The organism is Gordonia sp. IEGM753 (assembly GCF_050321825.1).
In the GTDB taxonomy this organism is placed as follows: domain Bacteria; phylum Pseudomonadota; class Gammaproteobacteria; order Pseudomonadales; family Pseudomonadaceae; genus Aquipseudomonas.
Map to the genome: position 1 here is coordinate 17,707 of NZ_JBNQGB010000010.1, position 20,406 is coordinate 38,112.

Sequence of the window (20,406 nt, forward strand, 5' to 3'; positions counted from 1 at the left end):
GAATCAAGTCAGGCGCGCCAACGCCAGCGGGCCAGGGCCTTAATGACTTTCATCCAGAGTTTGCGAGTGACCACCACGATGGAGTTTCCAGGAGGGGATTGAACAGCGTCGGCCAACGTTATCTCAGCGGCCGGATCCAGGCAACCGGGAATTAGCTTGCGCAAGTCGTCGATAACCAGCGCAGGCGACTCCTCGGCGATCGGTCGGCCATGGTTGTAGCCATAACTGAGGGCGACACATTTGACCCCGGCCGCTTTCGCCGCCAACACATCACTGCGCGAATCGCCGACAAACAAGGATTGCGAAGCCGGGATATTGGCCATTTTCATTACGAAGAACAGCGCCGCCGGATCAGGTTTTTTCTGCGGCAAGGTGTCGCCGCCGATGATCCATTTGAAGTATCGGCCGATCTTCATCTGATCCAGCAGTGGCGCGACAAAGCGTTCAGGCTTGTTGGTGATCAACGCCATCTCGACACCCTGCTTGTGCAACCACTTGAGGGTGTCGCGCACGCCGGGATAGACCACGGTCAGCTCATGGCTTTCGCTATAGGCCTGCATGAAGATCTCCAGCGCGCCTTCGGCTTCACCGTCGTCGACCGTTGAATGATCGAGGCCACCGGCCAGCGCACGGCGCACCAGCACTGGCGCACCGTTACCCACCCACTCACGCACCGAGTCGAGGCCGGCCGGTTCGCGACCGAGTTTGAGCAACATGTTATCCACAGCCACCGCGAGGTCCGGGACCGAATCGATCAGCGTGCCATCCAGATCGAACATCACCAGCCGTGGCAGACGCCCCGGAAACAGCTGCTCAAAGCCGCTCATGGGCGGGCCAGCGCCAGTTCGGAGCGCATTTTGTCGATCACTTCCTGATAATTGGGCGCATTGAAGATCGCTGAGCCGGCCACAAACGTATCGGCGCCAGCCGCCGCGATTTCGCGGATATTGTTCACGTTTACCCCACCGTCGATTTCCAGGCGAATGTCGCGGCCGGAAGCGTCGATCAGCGCGCGTGCTTCACGCAACTTGTCGAGTGTGCCGGGAATGAACTTTTGCCCGCCGAAACCTGGGTTGACGCTCATCAGCAGGATCATGTCGACCTTGTCCATCACGTACTTGAGCACGTCCAGCGGGGTCGCCGGGTTGAACACCAGACCCGACTTGCAACCACCCTCACGGATCAGCTGCAGGGAGCGATCAACGTGCAGCGTGGCTTCCGGGTGGAAGGTAATGTAGGTCGCGCCTGCTTCGATGAAGTCACCGACGATGCGGTCCACCGGGCTGACCATCAGGTGTGCGTCGATTGGCGCGGTAATGCCGTACTTGCGCAAGGCAGCGCATACCATCGGGCCGATGGTCAGGTTAGGCACGTAGTGATTGTCCATGACATCGAAGTGCACGAAGTCGGCGCCAGCGGCCAGGACGTTGTCCACTTCTTCACCCAAACGGGCGAAATCAGCGGAGAGAATCGACGGAGCAATTACGAAGGGCTGCATGACGCACCTTTTTTGAGCAGAATCACGATGGCGCGCATTGTATACCTCATGCTTTGGCGCGCGCACCGTGGCTGCGATGATCAGTACGCCGCTCGGTAAATCTTCTCGATGTCGGCAGCGCTCAACTTGCGAGGGTTATTGCGCATCAGACGCTCGATTCCCGCGGCTTCAACGGCCATCGACGGGATCGCATCCTCGGGAACTCCAAAACTGCTCAGGCCTGGCGGGATTTCCACTGCCGCACACAATGCAGTCATCGCCTCCACCGCTTTATCGGCCGCGTCATTGGCGCTCAGATGAGCGGTTTTCACGCCTAACGCCTCGGCAATATCTTGCATGCGCTCGACGCAGGCCATTTTGTTCCAGGTCATGACATACGGCAGTAACAACGCGTTACTCACCCCGTGCGCAATGTTAAAACGCCCACCCAATGGATAAGCCAATGCGTGCACTGCGCCGACGCCGGCATTACCGAACGCCATGCCGGCCATCAGGCTGGCGGTGGCCATGTCTTCGCGGGCTTGCAGATGGGAAGGATTGGCGTAGGCCTTGGGTAATGCCTTGGCGATCAGTTTGATGGCGCCGATGGCCAAGGCGTCGGTAATCGGCGACGCATTCACCGACAGGTAAGATTCGATGGCGTGCACCAACGCATCAACCCCGCTGGCAGCAGTCACACTTCGCGGGCAGGTCAAGGTCATTTGCGGGCTGACCAGTGCGACATCCGGCAATAGATAGTCGCTGACGATGCCCTTCTTCAACTGCGCGACCTTGTCGGAAAGGATGGCGACATTAGTGACCTCAGATCCGGTGCCGGCGGTGGTCGGAATCGCGATCAGCGGCGGCCCTTTACGCGGCACTTGGTCGATGCCGAACAAATCTTCCAGCGCGCCGTGGTAACCGGCGTAAGCAGCGACACTTTTGGCAATGTCGATGGCACTGCCGCCGCCCAGGCCGATCAGCCCGTCATGCCCACCCTCGCGGTAGACCTGCATGCAGTCTTCAACAATGGCGATCTCTGGGTCGGGTAATACGCGGTCAAAGATTTCGTAGCTGCGCCCACCCAGTTGCGCCAACGCCAACGCAACCGTTCCGGACTGGACCAAAGCGGCATCGGTGACGATCAATGGGTTATCGACATCCAGGCGCGTCAGCTCAGCAGCCAACTGCTCGATGGCAGCTGCGCCGGTGATCAGTTTGTGAGCAATTTTGAAAGAGGAAAGACTCATGTGCGCAGCCTCTTATGGGTAGGGGAGCTGCGCACAATAGTAGCTGGGGATTGGGGTTGTCCGCTATTCAGGTCATGAATGACCCAAGACCGCAAAAACACCCTGAGTCACTGTGGGAGCGAGCCTGCTCGCGAAAGCGGATCGACATTCAACATCAATGTCGACTGATACTCCGCATTCGCTAGCAGGCTAGCTCCCATATTGGATCGGTGTGTAGCGTTAGACCTGTGCGGTACGCAGTTTCTCGCTGCGGCCGCGCAACCATTCCAGGGTCAGCAGCAGGATGACCGAGAAAGCGATCAGCAGCGTTGCGGCGGCGGCAATCGTCGGGCTGAGGTTTTCGCGGATGCCACTGAACATCTGCCGTGGCAAGGTCGCTTGTTCGGGACCGGCAAGGAACAGTGTCACGACCACTTCATCGAACGAAGTGGCGAACGCAAACAATGCGCCGGAAATCACACCCGGTGCTATCAACGGCAACGTCACCCGACGGAACGCCGTCAGCGGCGAAGCGCCAAGGCTTGCAGCAGCACGCACCAGGTTGTGGTTAAAACCCTGCAGGGTGGCCGACACCGTAATGATCACAAACGGCACGCCCAACACCGCATGCACCACGATCAGCGAGAAGAAGCTGTTGCCCAGCCCCAGCGGCGCAAAAAACAGATAACTCGCCACACCGATGATGACCACCGGCACCACCATCGGCGAAATCACCAACGCCATCACCAACGGCTTGCCCGGAAAGTCGCCACGGGTCAGGCCAATCGCCGCCAGCGTACCGAAAACCATCGCCAATACCGTGGCGGCAGGTGCAACGATGATGCTGTTTTTCAGAGCACGCATCCATTCAGCAGAGGCGAAGAAATCCTGATACCAATGCAGCGAGAAGCCTTGCAATGGGTACACCAGGAAACTGCCCGAGTTGAACGACAGTGGAATGATCACCAGCACCGGCAGAATCAGGAACAACAGAATCAGCCCACAGAGAATGCGCAAGCTGTAGAACCAGACCCGCTCAACGGGCGACATATAAGGGCTCAACATTTCATTCTCTCCTTAACTCAGGCGCAGGCGGCTGGCGCCGACCAACCAGTTGTAAATCAGATAAAGCACCACAGTCGCCAGCAACAGCAGCCCGCCGAGCGCGGTCGCCATGCCCCAGTTGATGCTGGTGTTGGTGTAGAAGGCGACGAAGTAGCTGACCATCTGATCGTTGGGGCTGCCCAACAACGCCGGGGTGATGTAGTAGCCGATGGCGAGAATGAACACCAACAGGCAACCGGCGCCAACACCGGCATAGGTTTGGGGGAAGTACACCCGCCAGAAGCTGGCGAACGGATGGCAGCCCAGGGAAATCGCGGCGCGCATGTATGTCGGCGAGATGCCCTTCATGACGCTGTAGATCGGCAGGATCATGAACGGCAGCAGAATGTGCACCATCGAGATGTAAACCCCGGTGCGGTTGAACACCAGTTCGAGCGGCTTATCGATAATGCCCATGGCCATCAGGCCACTGTTTATCAGCCCACCCGATTGCAACAGGACGATCCATGCGGCGACACGCACCAGAATCGAAGTCCAGAACGGCAGCAGCACCAGAATCATCAACAAGTTGCTTTGCCGTGACGGCAGGTTCGCCAGCAGATACGCCAAGGGATAAGCCAGCACCAGGCAAATCACGGTAATGATCAACCCCATCCAGAACGTGCGGGCGAAGATATCGAGATAGATCGCCTGATCGGGAGTGGTCGGAGCGATTTCACCGAGGTCGTCAATCCGGTGATCAACGGCTGCCAGCAGGTAGAACGGAGTGATACTGCTGACGTTGCGGCGCACCGCTTGCCAGTAAGCTGGATCGCCCCAGCGCTCATCGAGCCCCTCCAACGCTTCTTTATAAGAGGCCGGCTCAGTGGCAAACGGTAAGGCCCGGGCAGTTTTGGTCAGCAGGCTGCGGTAACCGGCCAACTCCATGTTCAAGCGCTTGGACAGATCACCCAAGGTCTGATTCTTGCGGGCCTCGGCGAGGTCCTCGCTGGCAGCCTTGTAAACGGGCTCGTCGGGCAAGCCACGGCCATCCCAACTGGCAATAGCCGTCACCGTACGCGGCATGCCGCCAACCACTTCGGGGTTGCCGACACTTTTGTAGAGCAGCGCCACGATGGGCACCAGAAACACCAGCAGCAGAAACAGCACCAATGGCGCGATCAAGGCCTGAGCCTTCCAGCGGTTTAGCCGCTCGGCGCGCTTGAGGCGCTGCTTCAATGTGGGACTGGTGCCCGCGTTCAGGGGAATGGCGGTGGCCATGGCGTACTCCAAAAATCTTTGATCGATCATTAAAGTGGGAGCGAGCTTTTGTGGCGAGCGAGCTTGCTCGCGCTGGGCTGCGAAGCGGCCCCAAAACTCTGCTGACAACTTCCAATTTTGTGAGTGCTGCACACTCAAGCGCGAGCAAGCTCCCTCGCCACAAAAAGCTCGCCCTCACAAGAGGGCGAGCCCTCTGATTACTTGGCCGCCCAGGAATTGAAGCGCTGCTCCAGTTGCTCGCCGTTATCAGCCCAGAAGCTGACGTCGATTTGCACTTGGTTGGCGATGTTTTCCGGGGTGGTTGGCATGTCTTTCAAGACATCCTTGGCCAGCAACGGAACGGCTTGGGTGTTGGCCGGGCCATAGGCGATGTTTTCCGAGTAGGTCTTCTGCTGCTGTGGCATGACCGAGAAGGCGATGAATTTCTTCGCCGCTTCAGCACGTGCCTTGTCCAGGCCTTTTGGAATAGCCCACGCGTCGAAGTCGTAGATGCCGCCGTTCCACACCACTTTCAGATTGCTTTCTTTCTGTACCGCAGCAATCCGGCCGTTGTAGGCAGAGCTCATGACCACGTCACCGGAGGCCAGGTATTGCGGCGGCTGTGCGCCTGCTTCCCACCACTGAATGCTCGGTTTCAGCTCATCGAGCTTCTTGAACGCGCGGTCCTGACCATCCTTACCGGCCAGTACTTTGTAGACGTCTTTGGGCGCAACGCCGTCCGCCATCAGTGCGAATTCCAGGGTGTACTTGGCGCCTTTACGCAGGCCGCGTTTACCCGGGAATTTCTTGGTGTCCCAGAAATCAGCCCAACTGGTCGGCGCGGTTTTCAGTTTGTCTGCGTTGTAGGCCAACACGGTCGACCATACAAAGAAGCCCACGCCGCAAGGCTGGATAGCGCCTTTGACGTAGTCTTCGGTTTTGCCGAACAGCGCAGGATCGAGTTGCTCGAACATGTCTTCGTCGCAGCCACGGGACAGCTCCGGCGATTCCACTTCCACCAGGTCCCAGGAAACGCTCTTGGTGTCGACCATGGCTTTGACCTTGGCCATTTCACCGTTGTATTCGCCGGCAACGATCTTGCCGTTACCTGCCGCTTCCCACGGTGCGTAGAAAGCTTTGGCCTGGGCTGCTTTGTTTGCCCCGCCAAAGGACACCACGGTCAGGTCCGGGCCCGTTGCCATCGCGTGTGCCGCGCCGATCATGCCCATTACCAGGGCGGTGAATTTCAGGGATTTCAACATTTATATTGTTCTCCACGTGCAGGGTTGGTGTAGCAGGGGGCGATCAGTTCGCCTCTAAAAGTGGGTCGAGCGCGCGAACGTGTTCGACTTGCCAGCCAAGCGGTACCACATCGCCGACGGCCAGAGCAGGATCCAGCTCGGCAATCGGTTGTTTCACAAAGAAGTCGGTTTTGCCGCAGACTTCCAGGCGAACCCGGACGTGGTCGCCCAGATAGATGAATTCCGCCACCCTCCCTGAGAAGCGGTTGACGCATTGGTCGCTTGCGCCATTGATGCTCACGCGTTCCGGGCGAATCGACAGCGTGACTGGCTCGCCGGTCTGGCCGACGTTGACCGCCAGCGCTTCAACTTTTTCACCACGCCCCAGTTCCACCACGCAGCGGTCGCCGGTCTGACTGTGCAAGCGACCGTTGAGGCGGTTGTTCTCACCGATGAAGTTGGCGACGAAAGTATTTTTAGGCTCTTCGTAGAGTGTGCGCGGTGGCGCAATCTGTTGAATCTCGCCTTGGTGGAATACCGCCACGCGGTCCGACATGGTCAGGGCTTCACCCTGGTCATGGGTCACGTAAACCACGGTCACGCCCAGGCGTTGATGCAGGTGCTTGATCTCCATCTGCATGTGCTCGCGAAGCTGTTTATCCAATGCCCCGAGCGGTTCGTCCATCAGCACCAATTGCGGCTCGAACACCAGCGCACGAGCCAGCGCCACGCGCTGTTGCTGGCCTCCGGAGAGTTGCGCCGGATAACGCTGGGCGAAGGTGTCGAGCTGCACCATGCTCAACACACGTTTGACCCGGTCGCTGACATCGCTTTTATTCAAGCCGCGCACGGTCAGCGGGAACGCCAGGTTCTCGGCGACCGTCATGTGCGGAAACAATGCGTAGTTTTGGAACACCATGCCGATATCACGCTTGTGCGGCGGCACGTTGTTGATCGAGCGCCCGGCCAGCAGGATTTCCCCAGCGGTCGGCGTTTCGAAACCGGCGAGCATCATCAGGCTGGTGGTCTTGCCAGAGCCGGACGGCCCGAGCAAGGTCAGGAATTCACCTTTGCGAATGTCCAGGTTGAGGTCTTTGACGATCAGGTTCTCGCCGTCGTAGCTCTTCTGCACACCACGAAAGCTGACCAGAATATCGCTGGCCCCTGCGTTTGAATCGACCTGGCTCATACCCACACCTTTTTTGTTGATGACTGCTGTGGGGACTAAGCCTAGTGGACGCTGCAAACCACGCAAATCGGGGCGCAGGAGAGAATCGCCTCAGCCGGATGGAAGGTTGGGTGTAGGGATTGCCCTACAAGGATGGCGCGTTTTGGCACGTGCGACGGCAAGCCGTCAGCGACACGCCGCAAGGACAGGTAACAGCCGGTGTACGGGGTGTCGCAAATGGATATGCCGCCTGATTCCTCTGGGCGTCGGACCTCAGAGCAGTTTGTGTTCCATCGCGTATTTCACCAGTTCAGCCAGCGATGTGATGTTGAGCTTCTGCATCAACCGCGCCTTGTGGGTGCTGATGGTTTTGCTGCTGAGCGCCAATTGCTGGGCGATATCGTTGACGTTAGCGCCCTGAGCCAAGCGCTCGAACACCGAAAACTCGCGCTCCGAAAGCAACGAGTGCAATGGTCGCGAATCGGTCAGGCCTACTTCGAAAACCATGCGGTCCGCCAGGTCCGGGTCGATGTAGCGCCCGCCGGCGGCAACTTTTCGGATTGCCGTCAACAGCAGTGCGGGGTCGCTGTCCTTGGTCGCATAACCTGCTGCACCGACCTTTAATGCGCGAGCGGCCATTTGCGCTTCGTCATGCATCGATAACACCAGAATGGCCGGCGGATTGTTCATGGCGCGAATCCGCGGAATGGCTTCCAGGCCATTCACCCCCGGCATGGAGATATCCAGTAACACCACTTCGCAGGGAACATGACGTAACGTCTCGAGCAACTGCTCACCGTTGCTCGCCTCCCCCACCACCAACAAGTCCTTGGCCAGGCCAATCAACTGCTTGATGCCTTCGCGCACGATGGTGTGGTCTTCTGCTACGAGTACGCGGATCACTTGGCCTTACCTCATTCAATGCACTGACGAATTTTTATTAATCCAGCGGCACTCGCACTTCTAACGTCGTGCCTTCACCCGGCTCACTCTCAAGCGACATTCGGCCGCCCATGATCAACACCCGCTCACGCATGCCAACGACCCCGAAAGACGCCGACCTACCGGTTGTGGCGACAAATCCTACGCCATCATCGCTAACAGTCAGGCATAACTCGTCGCCCTCCCGCATCAATGTCAGTTCGACAGTATGCGCTTGGGCATGGCGCATCACGTTAGTCAGCGCTTCCTGCAGGATCCGGAACAGGCCGATGGCCTTGGCATCGCTGAGCACCGGCAGATTATCGGGGACCTGCACCAGGCAAGGGATTTGCGTGCGAGCCTCGAAACGGCGGGCCTGCCATTCAATGGCCGAGGCGATCCCGGCATCAAGAATCGGCGGCCGCAACGCCGTTGCAACATCGCGCACCAATTGGAACAACTGAGCGATCAAGCGCTTCATGCTGTTGAGGCGTTCGTTCAGCCCGGGGTCGAGTTGGGCGTAGGCCAGTTCGCACATGGACGTTTCAAGCTTCAACACCGTCAACATCTGCCCCAGCTCATCGTGAACTTCGCGGGCGATGCGCGCCTTTTCTTCCTCCCGGACACTCTCCAGGTGCGCGGACAACTCGCGCAATTGTTCGCGGGAGCTGGCGAGCTCAAGTTCAATACGCTTGCTCTCGCTGATGTCCCAGACAATGCCATCCCAAACATAGGCACCATCATCGAGACGGCGGGTAATAGCCTTGATCTCGGCCCAGCGTTGCAGGCCTTGGCGAGTCAGGATCCGGCCTTGCCACGACCAGTCACGGTCAGTATCCAGCGCATGGTCTTGCGTGCGGTGGTAGCTCGCTTTGTCATCCGGGTGCACCAGGCTGCGCAGGCCTTTGTCGCGATGAGCGAGTGTCGCGGGCGAATAGCCCACCAGGCCTTCGCTGCCTTCACTGATGTAGGCAAAGTCGACCTGACCTGTCACCGGCGCCCGCTCCAGGCGAAAGACCAATCCCGGAACGTTGGCGGCAATCCCCTGCAGCCGCGCTTCACTTTCCTGTAACGCTGCCAGCGCACGCCGGCGCTCGGTAACATCGTTAAGGTAGACGACCAGGTATTCGCCCCCGCGAAAGCGCAAGAAACTCAATGACACATCTGTTGGCAGGATGCTCCCATCGGCGCGCACACAATTTGTTTCGAAGCTTTGTGGCACATCCTCACTGGCGCGTGCGTGCTTCCAAAGGTTGAGCCAGCGGTCCATGTGCAACCCCGGCTCGAAATCGATCAATGGCCGGTCAATAATCCCGCCGGATGAATAACCGAGCATGTTTTCGGCTGCGCGGTTGGCGTATCGCACATGGCTGTCCCAGTTCACCCAGAGGATGCCGACGGTGCTTTGATCGATGGAAAACTGCGTCAGGCTCAACGCCTCTTCACTGGCGGCACGTAAGGCAATGTCTTCGCGTGCGGCCAGCAAGCGTTGCTCCAGGCTACGCTGCTGCCGACGCTGCCAAAACACAATAGCCATGCTGCTGAGCAGTATGACCGCCAGCAGCAAACACAGGTTTTGCCAAAAACCCGGTGATTCGGTCAGGCGCGGATACTTGGGTTGCAGCCATTGGTTGTGCAGTTGTTCGAGGTCTTTGGCAGGGATTGCTCGCAGCGCACTTTCAACGATGCCCGCCAGCTCCGGCCAGTCCCGACGTGTGGCCACACGCAGCAACTGCGGCAAGCCGATGTCGCCCACCACCACCAGCCCGGCGAACTCTGGCTCGACGGACAGGCGCCCCAATTGCGCTTCGTCGATGATCGCGTAGCTGGCCTGCTGGCTCGATAACAGTTGCAGCGCCTGACGCTCGAGCGGTACGCCCTGAAGATTTAAATGGGGGAAGTTATTGCGCAGGAAATCGGCGGTTACACTGGGCATGCGCACGGCAACTCGGGCTTGGCTGTCGAGCTTTTCCAGCTCCACCACGCCGGCGCTTTTCTGGTCGCTGACCACCAGTTGCGGCACGCGCATGTACGGATCGGAGAACTGCCAGAGACGTAAACCGCCAGGGGTTTGCGTAAGCCCCGGCGCAATATCGATTTCGCCCTCTCGGGCAGCGGCTTCCAATTGCTCAAGGTCTGGAAAATTGCGCCAGCGCAGTTCGACATTGAGTGCCTTGGCCAACCACTTGATCAACTCCACGTTGACCCCGGACAGGCGTTGCAAGCGGCGATCGTATTGGGCGAAAGGCGCCTGCAGGACCACGCCGACGCGTAATTCACCGTGCTGTACCAGCCATTGCCGTTGTGCCGATGTCAACTGGGCGACGTGCGCCGGCGGCCCTGCGGCAGCCCAGCCGATCAAGGGAAACCATAAACAGCCGATAACCAACAGGCAGCGAAAAAGCATCATTGAAGTCTCACACACTGACAAATACTGACCAACCCATTAGGCTGCCGGAATAACTTCTGGCCTGGAATATCCGATGCCCCTTGTCTATCGCCTGGCACTGCCAGCATTGTGCCTGTCGCTGATGCTGCCTTGCGCCTTTTCTGTTGAAGCCGCTGACCCGGCACCGGCCAAAGCGGAAAAACCCGCCGAGGCAAAACCGGTCGAACGCCAGCCGCTGCTTGAGCGTAGTCAGGAAGATGCGACAGCACTTGAGCGAACAGTACCCGCTCAGGAACAGCAACAACTGCAAGCAGGCAGCGACACGTTTCTGGCCTTGTGGAAACCAGCCAATACCGGCGACCCCAAAGGCGCGGTGATTATCATCCCCGGCGCCGGCGAAACCGCTGACTGGCCGCAAGCTGTCGGCCCGCTGCGACGCAAATTGCCAGATGCGCAATGGAGCAGCCTGAGTATCTCCTTGCCAGACTTGCAAAGCGAAGTCATTGCCCCTCGTGTCGTCGAAGTACCGCCGACGATCAAAGCGCCGGAAACCGGCAGTAAGGACTCGACCACCGCAGCGCCCATCGAACAAGCAGTGGGCGGCGAAGCGGACGTGGCAGACAAGGCAATCGTAGAAACCAGCGAAGAGCAGGCCAAAGCAGATGCCGAACGAATTTTCGCGCGCATCGACGCCGCCATCGCCTACGCCGAACAGCAAAGCGCTCGCAAGATAGTCGTGCTGGGACATGGCACCGGCGCTTACTGGGCTGCGCGCTACTTGAGCGAGAAACAACCTTCGCAAATCGAAAAGTTTTTGATGGTGGCAGTGCAGACACCCGTGACGGCGAAGCCCGAATTGGCAGAGCTGACGCCCACCTTGAAACTGCCCACCGCAGACATCTTCTATACGGATAAGCCGTTGGACCGCAACGCGGCACTGGCAAGGTTGCAGGCCAGCAAGCGGTTGAAGACTTCAGCGTTCAGCCAAGTGGCGTTAAAAGCATTGCCGGGCAACTCGAACGCAGAGCAGGAGCAATTGTTTCGGCGGGTGCGTGGCTGGCTGAACCCGCAGGCGACAGCTGACTGATCGATAGCCCGATGGCTCGCTTCCACACGGGAATGCTTTCCACGTGTGCGCGAGCCTGCTCGCCAAGGCGTCGTCTCGCACATGCGCTTCTTTTCGTGTTACCGGAAATTGCGCCGCTGCCGAATCAACGTGTAGGCGCTTTGCAGTTCACGGGTTTTATCGGTCGCCTCGCGCACCTGTAACGCCGTTGCCCCGGTGCCTGCAACTTTGTCCGGATGATGACGGCTGAGCAGGCGCCGGTAGGCATGCTTGATTTGCGCGGGCTCAGCCGAAGCCGATACCCCCAATAACCGTAAAGCATCCTGGTAGGTCACGGCAGTGTTGACCACGTGTTGCTTTTGCGGCTCATAGTCGGCGGCCAGTGCCTGAATTTGCCGCGACCTCAAACCCAGCCATTTGCCCCATTGCAGGATCAATTCGCGCTCGGCAGCGCTGGCACGACCGTCAGCCCAGATCATTCGCCAACAGGCTCGCAAAACGCCTTCGGCAGCGTAGGGCTGGGAGCCCAAACGCCGCAAATAACCGCGCACGTTATCGGTGCCCAACTTGCCACGATTGAACGCGGCAATTGCCCGGCGGGTAGCGGCTTCGGTCATCTCCAGAGATTGCATTTCCTTGCGCGCTTGCAGGATATGGCCATCCACCACCCGGCCATTGCTTTTGGCCAATCGCCCGAGCAATACAAACAGCAGTTCATCGTTGCGCAGTACCGCGCGCCCGCCGAGTTTTTCTCGCAACTCACCAAAGTTTTGCAGCTGCAAGCGCCGATCCAGCGCTTGCCCCAATAAAGCGCCCAGCATGGCCCCCGGAATGCTGGCGACAGCAAAACCCGCTCCGGCTCCAATCAGAGTCCCTGGCCACAACATGTTAGCGTCTCGCTTCTATCAAAGTTTCGGCCTCAGCCAGGCGTTCGTAGGTTCCGACATCCACCCAAACTCCATTCAGGCGCTCACCCGTCACTTGTCCTTGCTCCATGGCAACACGAAGCAGAGGCGCAAGTTTGAAGGCGCCTGCTTCGCATCCATCAAACAGTTTTGGGTGCAGCACGGCGATGCCACTGTAAGTAAGGTTCGCACTACCTGGCTGGCCATCACGCACCAGCCCTTCTGCCACCAGGAAATCGCCGGCCGGATGATGGCGCGGATTGTCTGCCAATACCAGATGGGCCAGCCCGGGAATCGACTTGTGCAAGCCACTGAAATCGAAGTCGGTCCAGATATCACCATTCACCACCAGAAAGGGCTCATCCCCCAGCAATGGCAGTGCGCGAAAAATCCCGCCTCCGGTTTCCAGCGGCTCGCCTTCCGGAGAGTAGTGAATGCGCACTCCGTACTGCGAGCCATCGCCCAGGTAAGCTTCTATTTGCTGACCCAGCCAGGCGTGATTGATCACTACCTCGGTGAAGCCGGCAACCGCGAGCGCTTTCAAATGGTACTCGATTAATGGCACACCGCCAGCACGAACTAACGGCTTGGGTGTTGTAAGGGTTAGCGGACGCATCCGCTCGCCCTTGCCTGCAGCAAGAATCATGGCCTTCATGCCGTTGCTCCAGCGCGCAGGCTAGCCATCAGCACATCCAGCTCGACCAACTCCGGGCGCCGGGCGATGACTGCATCTATATAAGCAAAGAAGCGCGGCACGTCGGCCAGATAACGCGGCTTGCCATCGCGGTGACAAATACGCGCAAAAATACCGATGACCTTCAAGTGACGCTGCACACCCATCAAGTCACTGGCCCGCGAGAAGTCTTCGAAGTCAGGCTGAACCGGTATGCCCAGCGCGCCTGCTTGCTGCCAGTAATCGTGCAACCATCCAGACACACGCTCTTCAGGCCAGCTCAGGAATGCATCTTTGAACAGGCACGTTACGTCGTACGTCACCGGACCATAAACCGCATCCTGAAAATCCAGCACACCGGGATTCGGCTCGCTGAGCATCAAATTGCGCGGCATATAGTCACGGTGCACCAGCACTTTGGGTTGGGCGAGGGCACTGTTGATCAGCAGGTCGCTGACTTGCTGCCAGAGTAGTTGCTGCGCCGCATCAAACTCGATGCCCAATTCATGCTTTACGTACCACTCGGGGAACAGTTCCAGCTCTCGGCGCAGCAACGCGACGTCATAGCTTGGCAACGGCGCAACCATCGGCAATTGCTGAAAAGCCAACAGCGCTTGCAGAGCGTCCTTGAACAAATCGTCGGCATTTTCGCTGTCGATGACGTCCAGATACGTCTTGTTCCCCAGGTCGTTGAGCAAAAGAAAACCTCTTTCCAGGTCTTCGGCAAAAATTTTCGGAACATTTATTCCGGATTTCGCCAGCAAAAAGGCGATATCCACGAAGGGTTTGCAGTTCTCCTGAGGGGGCGGAGCGTCCATTACGACGAAACTTCTGCCCTCGCCTTCCCAGCGAAAATAGCGCCGAAAACTCGCGTCACTACTGGCCGCAGTCAACGTGGCCGGGGGTACAGCGCCCCAGCCTTGTTCTGTAAACAAGATGGCCAACTGTTCATCGAGCCAAACTTTCAGGTGTTGCAAACGTACATCTTGGTCAGGCATTGCAAGGGTCTCCGACGGCGCTAGCCGTCAAGCGGGTCATGCTTTATTATCCAGCATCTTTTTCAGACCATCGAGAGGCGTGCGGCCCACACCGCGGGCAGATGGCACGCAGGAAGCCCGGACTAATAAGATGGCATTGAAATCCCCCGCGTTTCGTAAAAAATTTCCGTTGTTGGTTACCGGCAGTTTGCTGGCCCTGCAACCCCTAGCCACTTCCTACGTGGTTGCCGCGGAACAGTATGACTGCTCAGTCTCTGCTTCGGGTGCCTGGGACTGTGCGCCAAAATCGCCTACCGCAGCGCTGCCACCACGCCCCGTGCATGACGGCAGTGCGGTCAGCTCAGGCGGCGAAGCGGCGACCGACAACGGTTCCGGCACCAGCCAGGACGCCGGCGCCAAGCCTGCGTTGGTGACTGACGCCAAGGGCCGTGGCCTTAAGTCGCGTAGCGAAGACTTCAGTCACCTCGACTGGGTTCCGCGCGAGAAGCTCACTGCTGCGCAATTGGCCGAAACCGGTCCTTATTGCTCTGGTGCCTATATCGAACCGATTCGTCCTGGCATGAATGACAAGACGAATAAAAGTGACGCTCCGACGTTCATCGGCGCCAAGGCTTCCCGTTACAACACGGAAGATCAGGTCGGCACGCTGGCCGGCGACGTAGTGTTGCGTCAGGGCAGCATGCAGGCTGAAGCCGATGAAGCGAACCTGTATCAGGCCGAGAGCCGTGGCGAACTGAACGGCAACGTGCGTATTCGCGACAATGGCGCGCTGATCGTCGGTGACCACGCCGACGTGCAACTCGACACCGGTGAAGCCAAGGTCGATAACGCCGAATACGTGATGCACAAATCCCGTATCCGCGGTAACGCGCTGTACGCCAAACGTGCCGAGAACGCGATCATCCGCCTCAAGGATGGTACGTACACCACGTGCGAACCGAACAGCAACGCCTGGCAGCTCAAGGGCAACAACATCACCTTGAACCCGGCCACCGGTTTCGGTACTGCGACCAACGTGACATTGCGGGTCAAGGACATTCCGATTCTGTACACGCCGTATATCTACTTCCCGATCGATGACCGTCGCCAGTCCGGTTTCCTGCCGCCGACTATCGGCACCGGCACCGATACCGGCTTCATGCTGGTCACACCGTATTACTTCAACCTGGCACCGAACTACGATGCCACGTTGTATCCGCGCTACATGAGCAAGCGCGGCATGTTGGTGGAAGGCGAGTTCCGTTACCTGACCAAGTCCAGCGAAGGTCAGTTCGGCGCTGCGTACCTCAACGACGAAGACACCGAGCGCAGCCAGCAGAGCGATTACGAAAAAACCCGCTACATGTACAACTGGCAGCACAAGGGTGGCCTCGACTCGCGCGTCTTCACGCAGGTCGACTACACCAAGATCAGCGATCCTTATTACTTCCAGGATCTGCAGACTGACCAGATTGGCGTGAAAAGTGCCGACTACGTCAACCAGCAGGGTTCGGTCAGCTACCGTGGCGACAGCTACACCGCTCGCCTCAACGCCCAGGCTTATCAGCTGGCGACCGTGTCGAACATCACACCGTATGACCGTTTGCCGCAAATCACCTTTGACGGTGCGCTGCCTTACCATCCAAACGGCCTGACGTTTGCGTACAACACCGAGCTGGTGCGGTTTGATCGCGATCTGAAAAACGGCAATTTCACAGATGAAAACGGCAACGTTACGCCGCGTCTTGATACCAACGTTCAAGGTCTGGCGCGCGCCAATGGCGACCGTCTGAACCTTGCACCTTCCGTCAGCTTGCCGCTGAACTGGACCTACGGCTTCGTGAAGCCGACGTTGAAGTATCAATACACCCAGTATGATCTGGATCTGGACGGTACTGGCAAAGGTCAGATTGCCGCTCAGACTGCGGAACAAGACAAGATCAACGGTACCTTCGGCAGCAACCAAAGCCGTGGCGTTCCAATTGCCAGCATCGACAGTGGCCTGTACTTCGATCGTGACACTCAATGGTTTGGCAAAAACTATCGCCAGACTCTCGAGCCGCGCCTGTTCTACCTGTATGTCCCAGAGACCAACCAGGAAGACATTCCGGTATTCGACACCAGCGAGTACACCTTCAGCTACGCATCGCTGTTCCGTGACAACCGCTTCTCCGGTTCCGACCGCGTCGGTGACGAGAACAAACTGTCGCTGGGCGTGACCAGCCGCTGGATCGAAGACAACGGTTTCGAGCGTCAACGCGTCAGCGTCGGCCAGGCCTTGTACTTCAAGGACCGCGAAGTTCAACTGCCAGGTATCGACGCAAAAACCCGCGCCGATGCTCAAGCAAACGTTTCGCCATACGCTCTGGAATACGAATATCGCTTCAACCGCGACTGGCGCACCACGGCCGACTACAACTGGGATCCGGACAGCCGCAGCCCTCGCTCGGGTAGCGCAATGTTCCACTACCAGCCTGAAGACAACCCGAACAAGGTTATCAACGCCGGTTATCGCTATCGCAATGACCAGGTTCGTTTCGACCAGACCACCGGTAAATGGTCGGTGGGTGGTGGTGACTACGGTACCCCAGGCCAGCCTGGCTACGTGAAGGACTACTACAAGATCCAACAGCACGACTTCTCGGTGATCTGGCCGATCGTGCCGCAATGGAACGCCATCAGCCGCTGGCAGTATGACTACAACCGTAACCGTACCCTGGAAGCCTTTGGTGGTTTCGAGTACGACAACTGCTGCTGGAAACTGCGCCTGATCAACCGTTACTGGGTTTCATATGACGAGTTCAGTCAAGAAGCTCCACAAAACGAAAAAGGCGACCACGGCGTATTCCTCCAAATTGTTCTGAAGGGACTCGGCGGCCTCACTGGCGCCAAGGTAGAGAGCTTCCTCGACAAAGGCATTCAAGGTTATCGTGAACGTGAAGACCAAGCTTTCTGATTGTCTGCGCCCGCTGATGCTGGGCGCGTTGTTCCTGGGTACCGCGGCGAACGCAGCGGTACAGTCCATCGATAAAGTGGTGGCCATCGTCGACAATGACGTGGTCATGCAGAGCCAACTGGACCAGCGCGTCCATGAAGTTCAGCAGACCATTGCCAAGCGTGGCGCTGCTGCTCCACCCGCCAGCGTGCTGGATCAGCAGGTGCTTGAACGTTTGATCGTTGAAAATCTGCAACTGCAGATCGGCGAACGCTCCGGCATCCGCATTACCGATGAAGAACTGAACCAGGCTGTTGGCACCATTGCCCAGCGCAACAACATGACCGTGGACCAATTCCGCGCCGCCCTGACTCACGATGGCCTGTCTTATGACGACGCTCGTGACCAGATCCGTCGCGAAATGATCATCAGCCGTGTGCGCCAGCGTCGTGTGGCCGAGCGCATTCAGGTGTCCGAACAGGAAGTTAAAAACTTCCTCGCTTCCGACCTTGGCAAGATGCAGTTGTCTGAAGAGTTCCGCCTGGCAAACATCCTGATTCCTACGCCGGAAAGCGCCAACTCCGAAGCGATTCAGAGCGCGGCCAAACAAGCGGACGCGGTTTACCAGCAACTCAAGCAAGGCGCTGATTTCGGTCAGATGGCCATCGCCAAATCCGCCAGCGAAACCGCTTTGGAAGGCGGCGACATGGGCTGGCGTAAAGCCGGCCAATTGCCTCCTCCGTTCGATCGCATGCTGAGCACCATGGCTGTCGGCGACATCACCCAACCCATGCGTACCCCGGGCGGCTTCATTATCCTGAAGATCCTCGAGAAACGTGGCGGTGATGCCCAGATGCGCGATGAGGTGCATGTACGCCACATCCTGGTCAAACCTAGCCCGATCCGCGACGAAGAAAAAACCAAGGCACTGGTTCAATCGCTCTACACGCGCATTGAAGCAGGCGAAGATTTTGCCGAACTGGCAAAAAACTACTCGGAAGATCCAGGTTCTGCCCTTAACGGTGGCGACCTGAACTGGATCGACCCGAATGCACTGGTTCCCGAGTTCCGCGAAGTGATGGCCAAGACCCCTCAAGGTCAGTTGTCCAAGCCGTTCAAGACTCAATATGGCTGGCACGTACTGGAAGTCCTTGGCCGCCGTGCCACTGACAGCACCGCCCAGGCCCGTGAGCAGCAAGCAATGACCGTACTGCGTAACCGCAAATACGACGAAGAGCTGCAAACATGGCTGCGTCAGATCCGCGACGAAGCGTACGTAGAGATCAAACTCCCTGGCGCAGACCAGGCAGCGCAGTGAAACCCAAACGTTTCGCGCTGACACCCGGTGAACCGGCCGGCATAGGTCCAGACCTGTGCCTGCTGCTCGCCTCGCAAGCCCAGCCATACCCCCTGATAGCCATTACCAGCCGCGACCTGCTCCTTGAGCGGGCCGCGCAATTGGGCGTGGCCGTCAATCTGATACGGGTTACAGCGGATGATTGGCCGGATGTACCCGCGCCAGCCAACAGCCTTTATGTCTGGGATACGCCACTAAACGCCAAGGTCACCCCAGGGCAACTGGACACAGCCAACGCTGCGTTTGTCCTAGAAACCTTGACCCGGGCTGCCGAAGGCTGCGTGGACGGGCACTTTGCCGGCATGATTACCGCCCCCGTGCATAAGGGCGTTATCAATGAATCCGGAATCGCCTTTTCCGGGCACACGGAATTCCTTGCTGACCTGACTCATACCGCCCAAGTGGTCATGATGCTTGCCACGCATGGCTTGCGTGTGGCACTGGTCACGACACACCTGCCCCTTCGGGAAATTGCTGACGCGATTACCCCGCAGCGTCTGGAGCAGGTCACGCGGATCCTGCACACCGAACTGCAACAAAAATTCGGCATCGCCCAGCCACGCATCCTGGTGTGCGGACTAAACCCCCATGCCGGTGAAGGTGGCCACTTGGGCCATGAAGAAATCGACATCATCGAACCTACATTAGAGCGCCTGCGCGGCGAGGGTATGGACCTTCGTGGTCCCCTGCCCGCCGACACTCTGTTTACCCCCAAATATCTGGAGCACTGCGATGCAGTGCTGGCGATGTACCACGACCAGGGCCTGCCTGTGCTGAAATACAAAGGCTTCGGCGCGGCAGTCAACGTGACCCTCGGCTTGCCGATCATCCGCACTTCGGTCGACCACGGCACCGCCCTGGATCTAGCCGGCAGCGGTAAAATCGACACCGGCAGTCTGAAAGTCGCCCTGGAAACTGCCTACCAGATGGCCGAGACCCGTTTATGACCGAGCATTACCAACACAAGGCGCGCAAACGCTTTGGCCAAAACTTCCTGCACGATGCCGGCGTTATCGACCGTATCCTGCGCGCCATCCGCGCCAAACCAGAAGACCGTCTGCTGGAAATCGGCCCGGGCCAGGGCGCGCTGACTCAAGGCCTGCTTAACAGCGGCGCCCAGCTTGACGTGGTGGAGCTGGACAAGGACCTGATCCCGATCCTTAACCAACAGTTTGCCGGCAAGAGCAACTTCAACTTGCACCAGGGCGACGCATTGAAGTTTGACTTCAATAGCCTGAACGCGGCGCCCAACAGTCTGCGAGTGGTCGGCAACCTGCCGTACAACATCTCTACGCCGCTGATTTTTCACCTGCTGAACAATGCCGGCATCATCCGCGACATGCACTTCATGCTGCAAAAGGAAGTGGTGCAACGTCTGGCCGCAGGCCCAGGTGGCGGTGACTGGGGTCGCTTGTCGATCATGGTTCAGTACCACTGCCGCGTTGAGCATCTGTTCAACGTTGGCCCAGGTGCGTTCAATCCACCGCCTAAAGTCGACTCCGCTATCGTGCGCCTGGTGCCACATGCGGTATTGCCGCACCCGGCCAAGGATCACAAGCTGTTGGAACGCGTTGTACGCGAAGCCTTCAACCAACGCCGCAAGACCCTTCGCAACACGCTGAAGTTGCTGCTGAGCAACGACGAGATCGAAGCCTCTGGCGTCGATGGCAGCCTGCGCCCCGAACAGCTCGATCTGGCTGCCTTCGTGCGCCTGGCCGACACGTTGAGCGAACAAGTATCGCAGGCGCCTGCCGTCGACTGACA

Annotated in this window: 17 protein-coding genes; 5 read left to right on the plus strand and 12 right to left on the minus strand. The window is 58.4% G+C overall.

Going from position 1 to position 20,406, the window contains the following annotated elements; genetic code table 11:
* Positions 1-8: 8 nt before the first annotated feature.
* The 9 genes from ACQR3R_RS29550 to ACQR3R_RS29590 form a co-directional block, all read right to left on the minus strand.
* Complete coding sequence (locus ACQR3R_RS29550) at positions 9-827, minus strand: phosphoglycolate phosphatase (RefSeq protein ID WP_428278085.1); 819 nt, start codon at positions 825-827, stop codon at positions 9-11.
* Complete coding sequence (rpe, locus tag ACQR3R_RS29555) at positions 824-1,498, minus strand: ribulose-phosphate 3-epimerase (RefSeq protein ID WP_428278087.1); 675 nt, start codon at positions 1,496-1,498, stop codon at positions 824-826. The genes ACQR3R_RS29550 and rpe overlap by 4 nt, the downstream gene beginning before the upstream one ends.
* An 80-nt stretch (positions 1,499-1,578) precedes the next feature.
* Positions 1,579-2,727 carry an iron-containing alcohol dehydrogenase gene (locus tag ACQR3R_RS29560; protein ID WP_428278089.1) on the minus strand — a complete coding sequence of 383 codons (1,149 nt, stop codon included), beginning with the start codon at positions 2,725-2,727 and terminating at the stop codon, positions 1,579-1,581.
* A gap of 219 nt (positions 2,728-2,946) precedes the next feature.
* Complete coding sequence (locus ACQR3R_RS29565; RefSeq protein WP_428278091.1) at positions 2,947-3,771, minus strand: ABC transporter permease subunit; 825 nt, start codon at positions 3,769-3,771, stop codon at positions 2,947-2,949.
* Between the two features lie 12 nt (positions 3,772-3,783).
* The gene (locus ACQR3R_RS29570) at positions 3,784-5,031 is read right to left on the minus strand and encodes an ABC transporter permease subunit (RefSeq protein WP_428278093.1); all 1,248 of its coding nucleotides are present in this window, start codon (positions 5,029-5,031) and stop codon (positions 3,784-3,786) included.
* A gap of 197 nt (positions 5,032-5,228) precedes the next feature.
* On the minus strand, positions 5,229-6,272 hold the full coding sequence (locus tag ACQR3R_RS29575; protein WP_428278095.1) for an extracellular solute-binding protein: 1,044 nt from the start codon (positions 6,270-6,272) through the stop codon (positions 5,229-5,231).
* Positions 6,273-6,315: 43 nt separating this feature from the next.
* On the minus strand, positions 6,316-7,440 hold the full coding sequence (locus tag ACQR3R_RS29580) for a polyamine ABC transporter ATP-binding protein (RefSeq protein ID WP_428278097.1): 1,125 nt from the start codon (positions 7,438-7,440) through the stop codon (positions 6,316-6,318).
* Between the two features lie 252 nt (positions 7,441-7,692).
* Entirely contained in the window at positions 7,693-8,322 is a 630-nt protein-coding gene (locus ACQR3R_RS29585) for a response regulator (protein WP_428278099.1), read from the minus strand.
* A 37-nt stretch (positions 8,323-8,359) separates the two neighbouring features.
* The gene (locus tag ACQR3R_RS29590) at positions 8,360-10,750 is read right to left on the minus strand and encodes a PAS domain S-box protein (protein WP_428278101.1); all 2,391 of its coding nucleotides are present in this window, start codon (positions 10,748-10,750) and stop codon (positions 8,360-8,362) included.
* 73 nt (positions 10,751-10,823) lie between these two features.
* On the opposite strand from ACQR3R_RS29590, the gene ACQR3R_RS29595 reads away from it, so the two are divergent.
* A complete protein-coding gene (locus ACQR3R_RS29595; protein WP_428278103.1) occupies positions 10,824-11,816 on the plus strand; it encodes a DUF3530 family protein in 993 nt (330 codons plus the stop codon).
* Positions 11,817-11,914: 98 nt separating this feature from the next.
* Here ACQR3R_RS29595 and ACQR3R_RS29600 read toward each other — a convergent pair whose 3' ends face one another.
* The 3 genes from ACQR3R_RS29600 to ACQR3R_RS29610 all read right to left on the minus strand — a co-directional run bounded on the left by ACQR3R_RS29600 (position 11,915) and on the right by ACQR3R_RS29610 (position 14,371).
* Positions 11,915-12,616, minus strand: coding sequence for a DnaJ domain-containing protein (locus ACQR3R_RS29600; RefSeq protein ID WP_428278105.1), 702 nt, complete (start codon positions 12,614-12,616; stop codon positions 11,915-11,917).
* 67 nt (positions 12,617-12,683) lie between these two features.
* The gene (gene murU, locus ACQR3R_RS29605; RefSeq protein WP_428278107.1) at positions 12,684-13,355 is read right to left on the minus strand and encodes an N-acetylmuramate alpha-1-phosphate uridylyltransferase MurU; all 672 of its coding nucleotides are present in this window, start codon (positions 13,353-13,355) and stop codon (positions 12,684-12,686) included.
* Positions 13,352-14,371: a phosphotransferase gene (locus ACQR3R_RS29610; protein WP_428278109.1), complete on the minus strand. Its 1,020-nt coding sequence runs from the start codon at positions 14,369-14,371 to the stop codon at positions 13,352-13,354. Before ACQR3R_RS29610 ends, murU begins: the two co-directional genes overlap by 4 nt.
* Before the next feature lie 130 nt (positions 14,372-14,501).
* Here ACQR3R_RS29610 and ACQR3R_RS29615 point away from each other — a divergent pair, with 130 nt between their 5' ends.
* Genes ACQR3R_RS29615 through rsmA form a run of 4 tightly spaced genes read left to right on the plus strand, consistent with a single transcriptional unit; the run spans position 14,502 to position 20,404 of the window.
* Complete coding sequence (locus tag ACQR3R_RS29615) at positions 14,502-17,306, plus strand: LPS assembly protein LptD (RefSeq protein ID WP_428278111.1); 2,805 nt, start codon at positions 14,502-14,504, stop codon at positions 17,304-17,306.
* The gene (gene surA, locus ACQR3R_RS29620) at positions 17,287-18,603 is read left to right on the plus strand and encodes a peptidylprolyl isomerase SurA (protein WP_428278113.1); all 1,317 of its coding nucleotides are present in this window, start codon (positions 17,287-17,289) and stop codon (positions 18,601-18,603) included. The genes ACQR3R_RS29615 and surA overlap by 20 nt, the downstream gene beginning before the upstream one ends.
* Positions 18,600-19,589: a 4-hydroxythreonine-4-phosphate dehydrogenase PdxA gene (pdxA, locus tag ACQR3R_RS29625; RefSeq protein ID WP_428278115.1), complete on the plus strand. Its 990-nt coding sequence runs from the start codon at positions 18,600-18,602 to the stop codon at positions 19,587-19,589. The genes surA and pdxA overlap by 4 nt, the downstream gene beginning before the upstream one ends.
* Entirely contained in the window at positions 19,586-20,404 is an 819-nt protein-coding gene (gene rsmA, locus ACQR3R_RS29630; protein ID WP_428278117.1) for a 16S rRNA (adenine(1518)-N(6)/adenine(1519)-N(6))-dimethyltransferase RsmA, read from the plus strand. Before pdxA ends, rsmA begins: the two co-directional genes overlap by 4 nt.
* The last annotated feature ends 2 nt before the right edge of the window (positions 20,405-20,406 follow it).

Bases quoted from the DNA above. Each gene is read 5' to 3' on its own strand.
- ACQR3R_RS29550 (WP_428278085.1), bottom strand. From the start codon at position 827: ATGAGCGGCTTTGAGCAGCTGTTTCCGGGGCGTCTGCCACGGCTGGTG.
- rpe (WP_428278087.1), bottom strand. From the start codon at position 1,498: ATGCAGCCCTTCGTAATTGCTCCGTCGATTCTCTCCGCTGATTTCGCC.
- ACQR3R_RS29560 (WP_428278089.1), bottom strand. From the start codon at position 2,727: ATGAGTCTTTCCTCTTTCAAAATTGCTCACAAACTGATCACCGGCGCA.
- ACQR3R_RS29565 (WP_428278091.1), bottom strand. From the start codon at position 3,771: ATGTTGAGCCCTTATATGTCGCCCGTTGAGCGGGTCTGGTTCTACAGC.
- ACQR3R_RS29570 (WP_428278093.1), bottom strand. From the start codon at position 5,031: ATGGCCACCGCCATTCCCCTGAACGCGGGCACCAGTCCCACATTGAAG.
- ACQR3R_RS29575 (WP_428278095.1), bottom strand. From the start codon at position 6,272: ATGTTGAAATCCCTGAAATTCACCGCCCTGGTAATGGGCATGATCGGC.
- ACQR3R_RS29580 (WP_428278097.1), bottom strand. From the start codon at position 7,440: ATGAGCCAGGTCGATTCAAACGCAGGGGCCAGCGATATTCTGGTCAGC.
- ACQR3R_RS29590 (WP_428278101.1), bottom strand. From the start codon at position 10,750: ATGATGCTTTTTCGCTGCCTGTTGGTTATCGGCTGTTTATGGTTTCCC.
- ACQR3R_RS29595 (WP_428278103.1), top strand. From the start codon at position 10,824: ATGCCCCTTGTCTATCGCCTGGCACTGCCAGCATTGTGCCTGTCGCTG.
- ACQR3R_RS29600 (WP_428278105.1), bottom strand. From the start codon at position 12,616: ATGCTGGGCGCTTTATTGGGGCAAGCGCTGGATCGGCGCTTGCAGCTG.
- murU (WP_428278107.1), bottom strand. From the start codon at position 13,355: ATGAAGGCCATGATTCTTGCTGCAGGCAAGGGCGAGCGGATGCGTCCG.
- ACQR3R_RS29610 (WP_428278109.1), bottom strand. From the start codon at position 14,371: ATGCCTGACCAAGATGTACGTTTGCAACACCTGAAAGTTTGGCTCGAT.
- ACQR3R_RS29615 (WP_428278111.1), top strand. From the start codon at position 14,502: ATGGCATTGAAATCCCCCGCGTTTCGTAAAAAATTTCCGTTGTTGGTT.
- rsmA (WP_428278117.1), top strand. From the start codon at position 19,586: ATGACCGAGCATTACCAACACAAGGCGCGCAAACGCTTTGGCCAAAAC.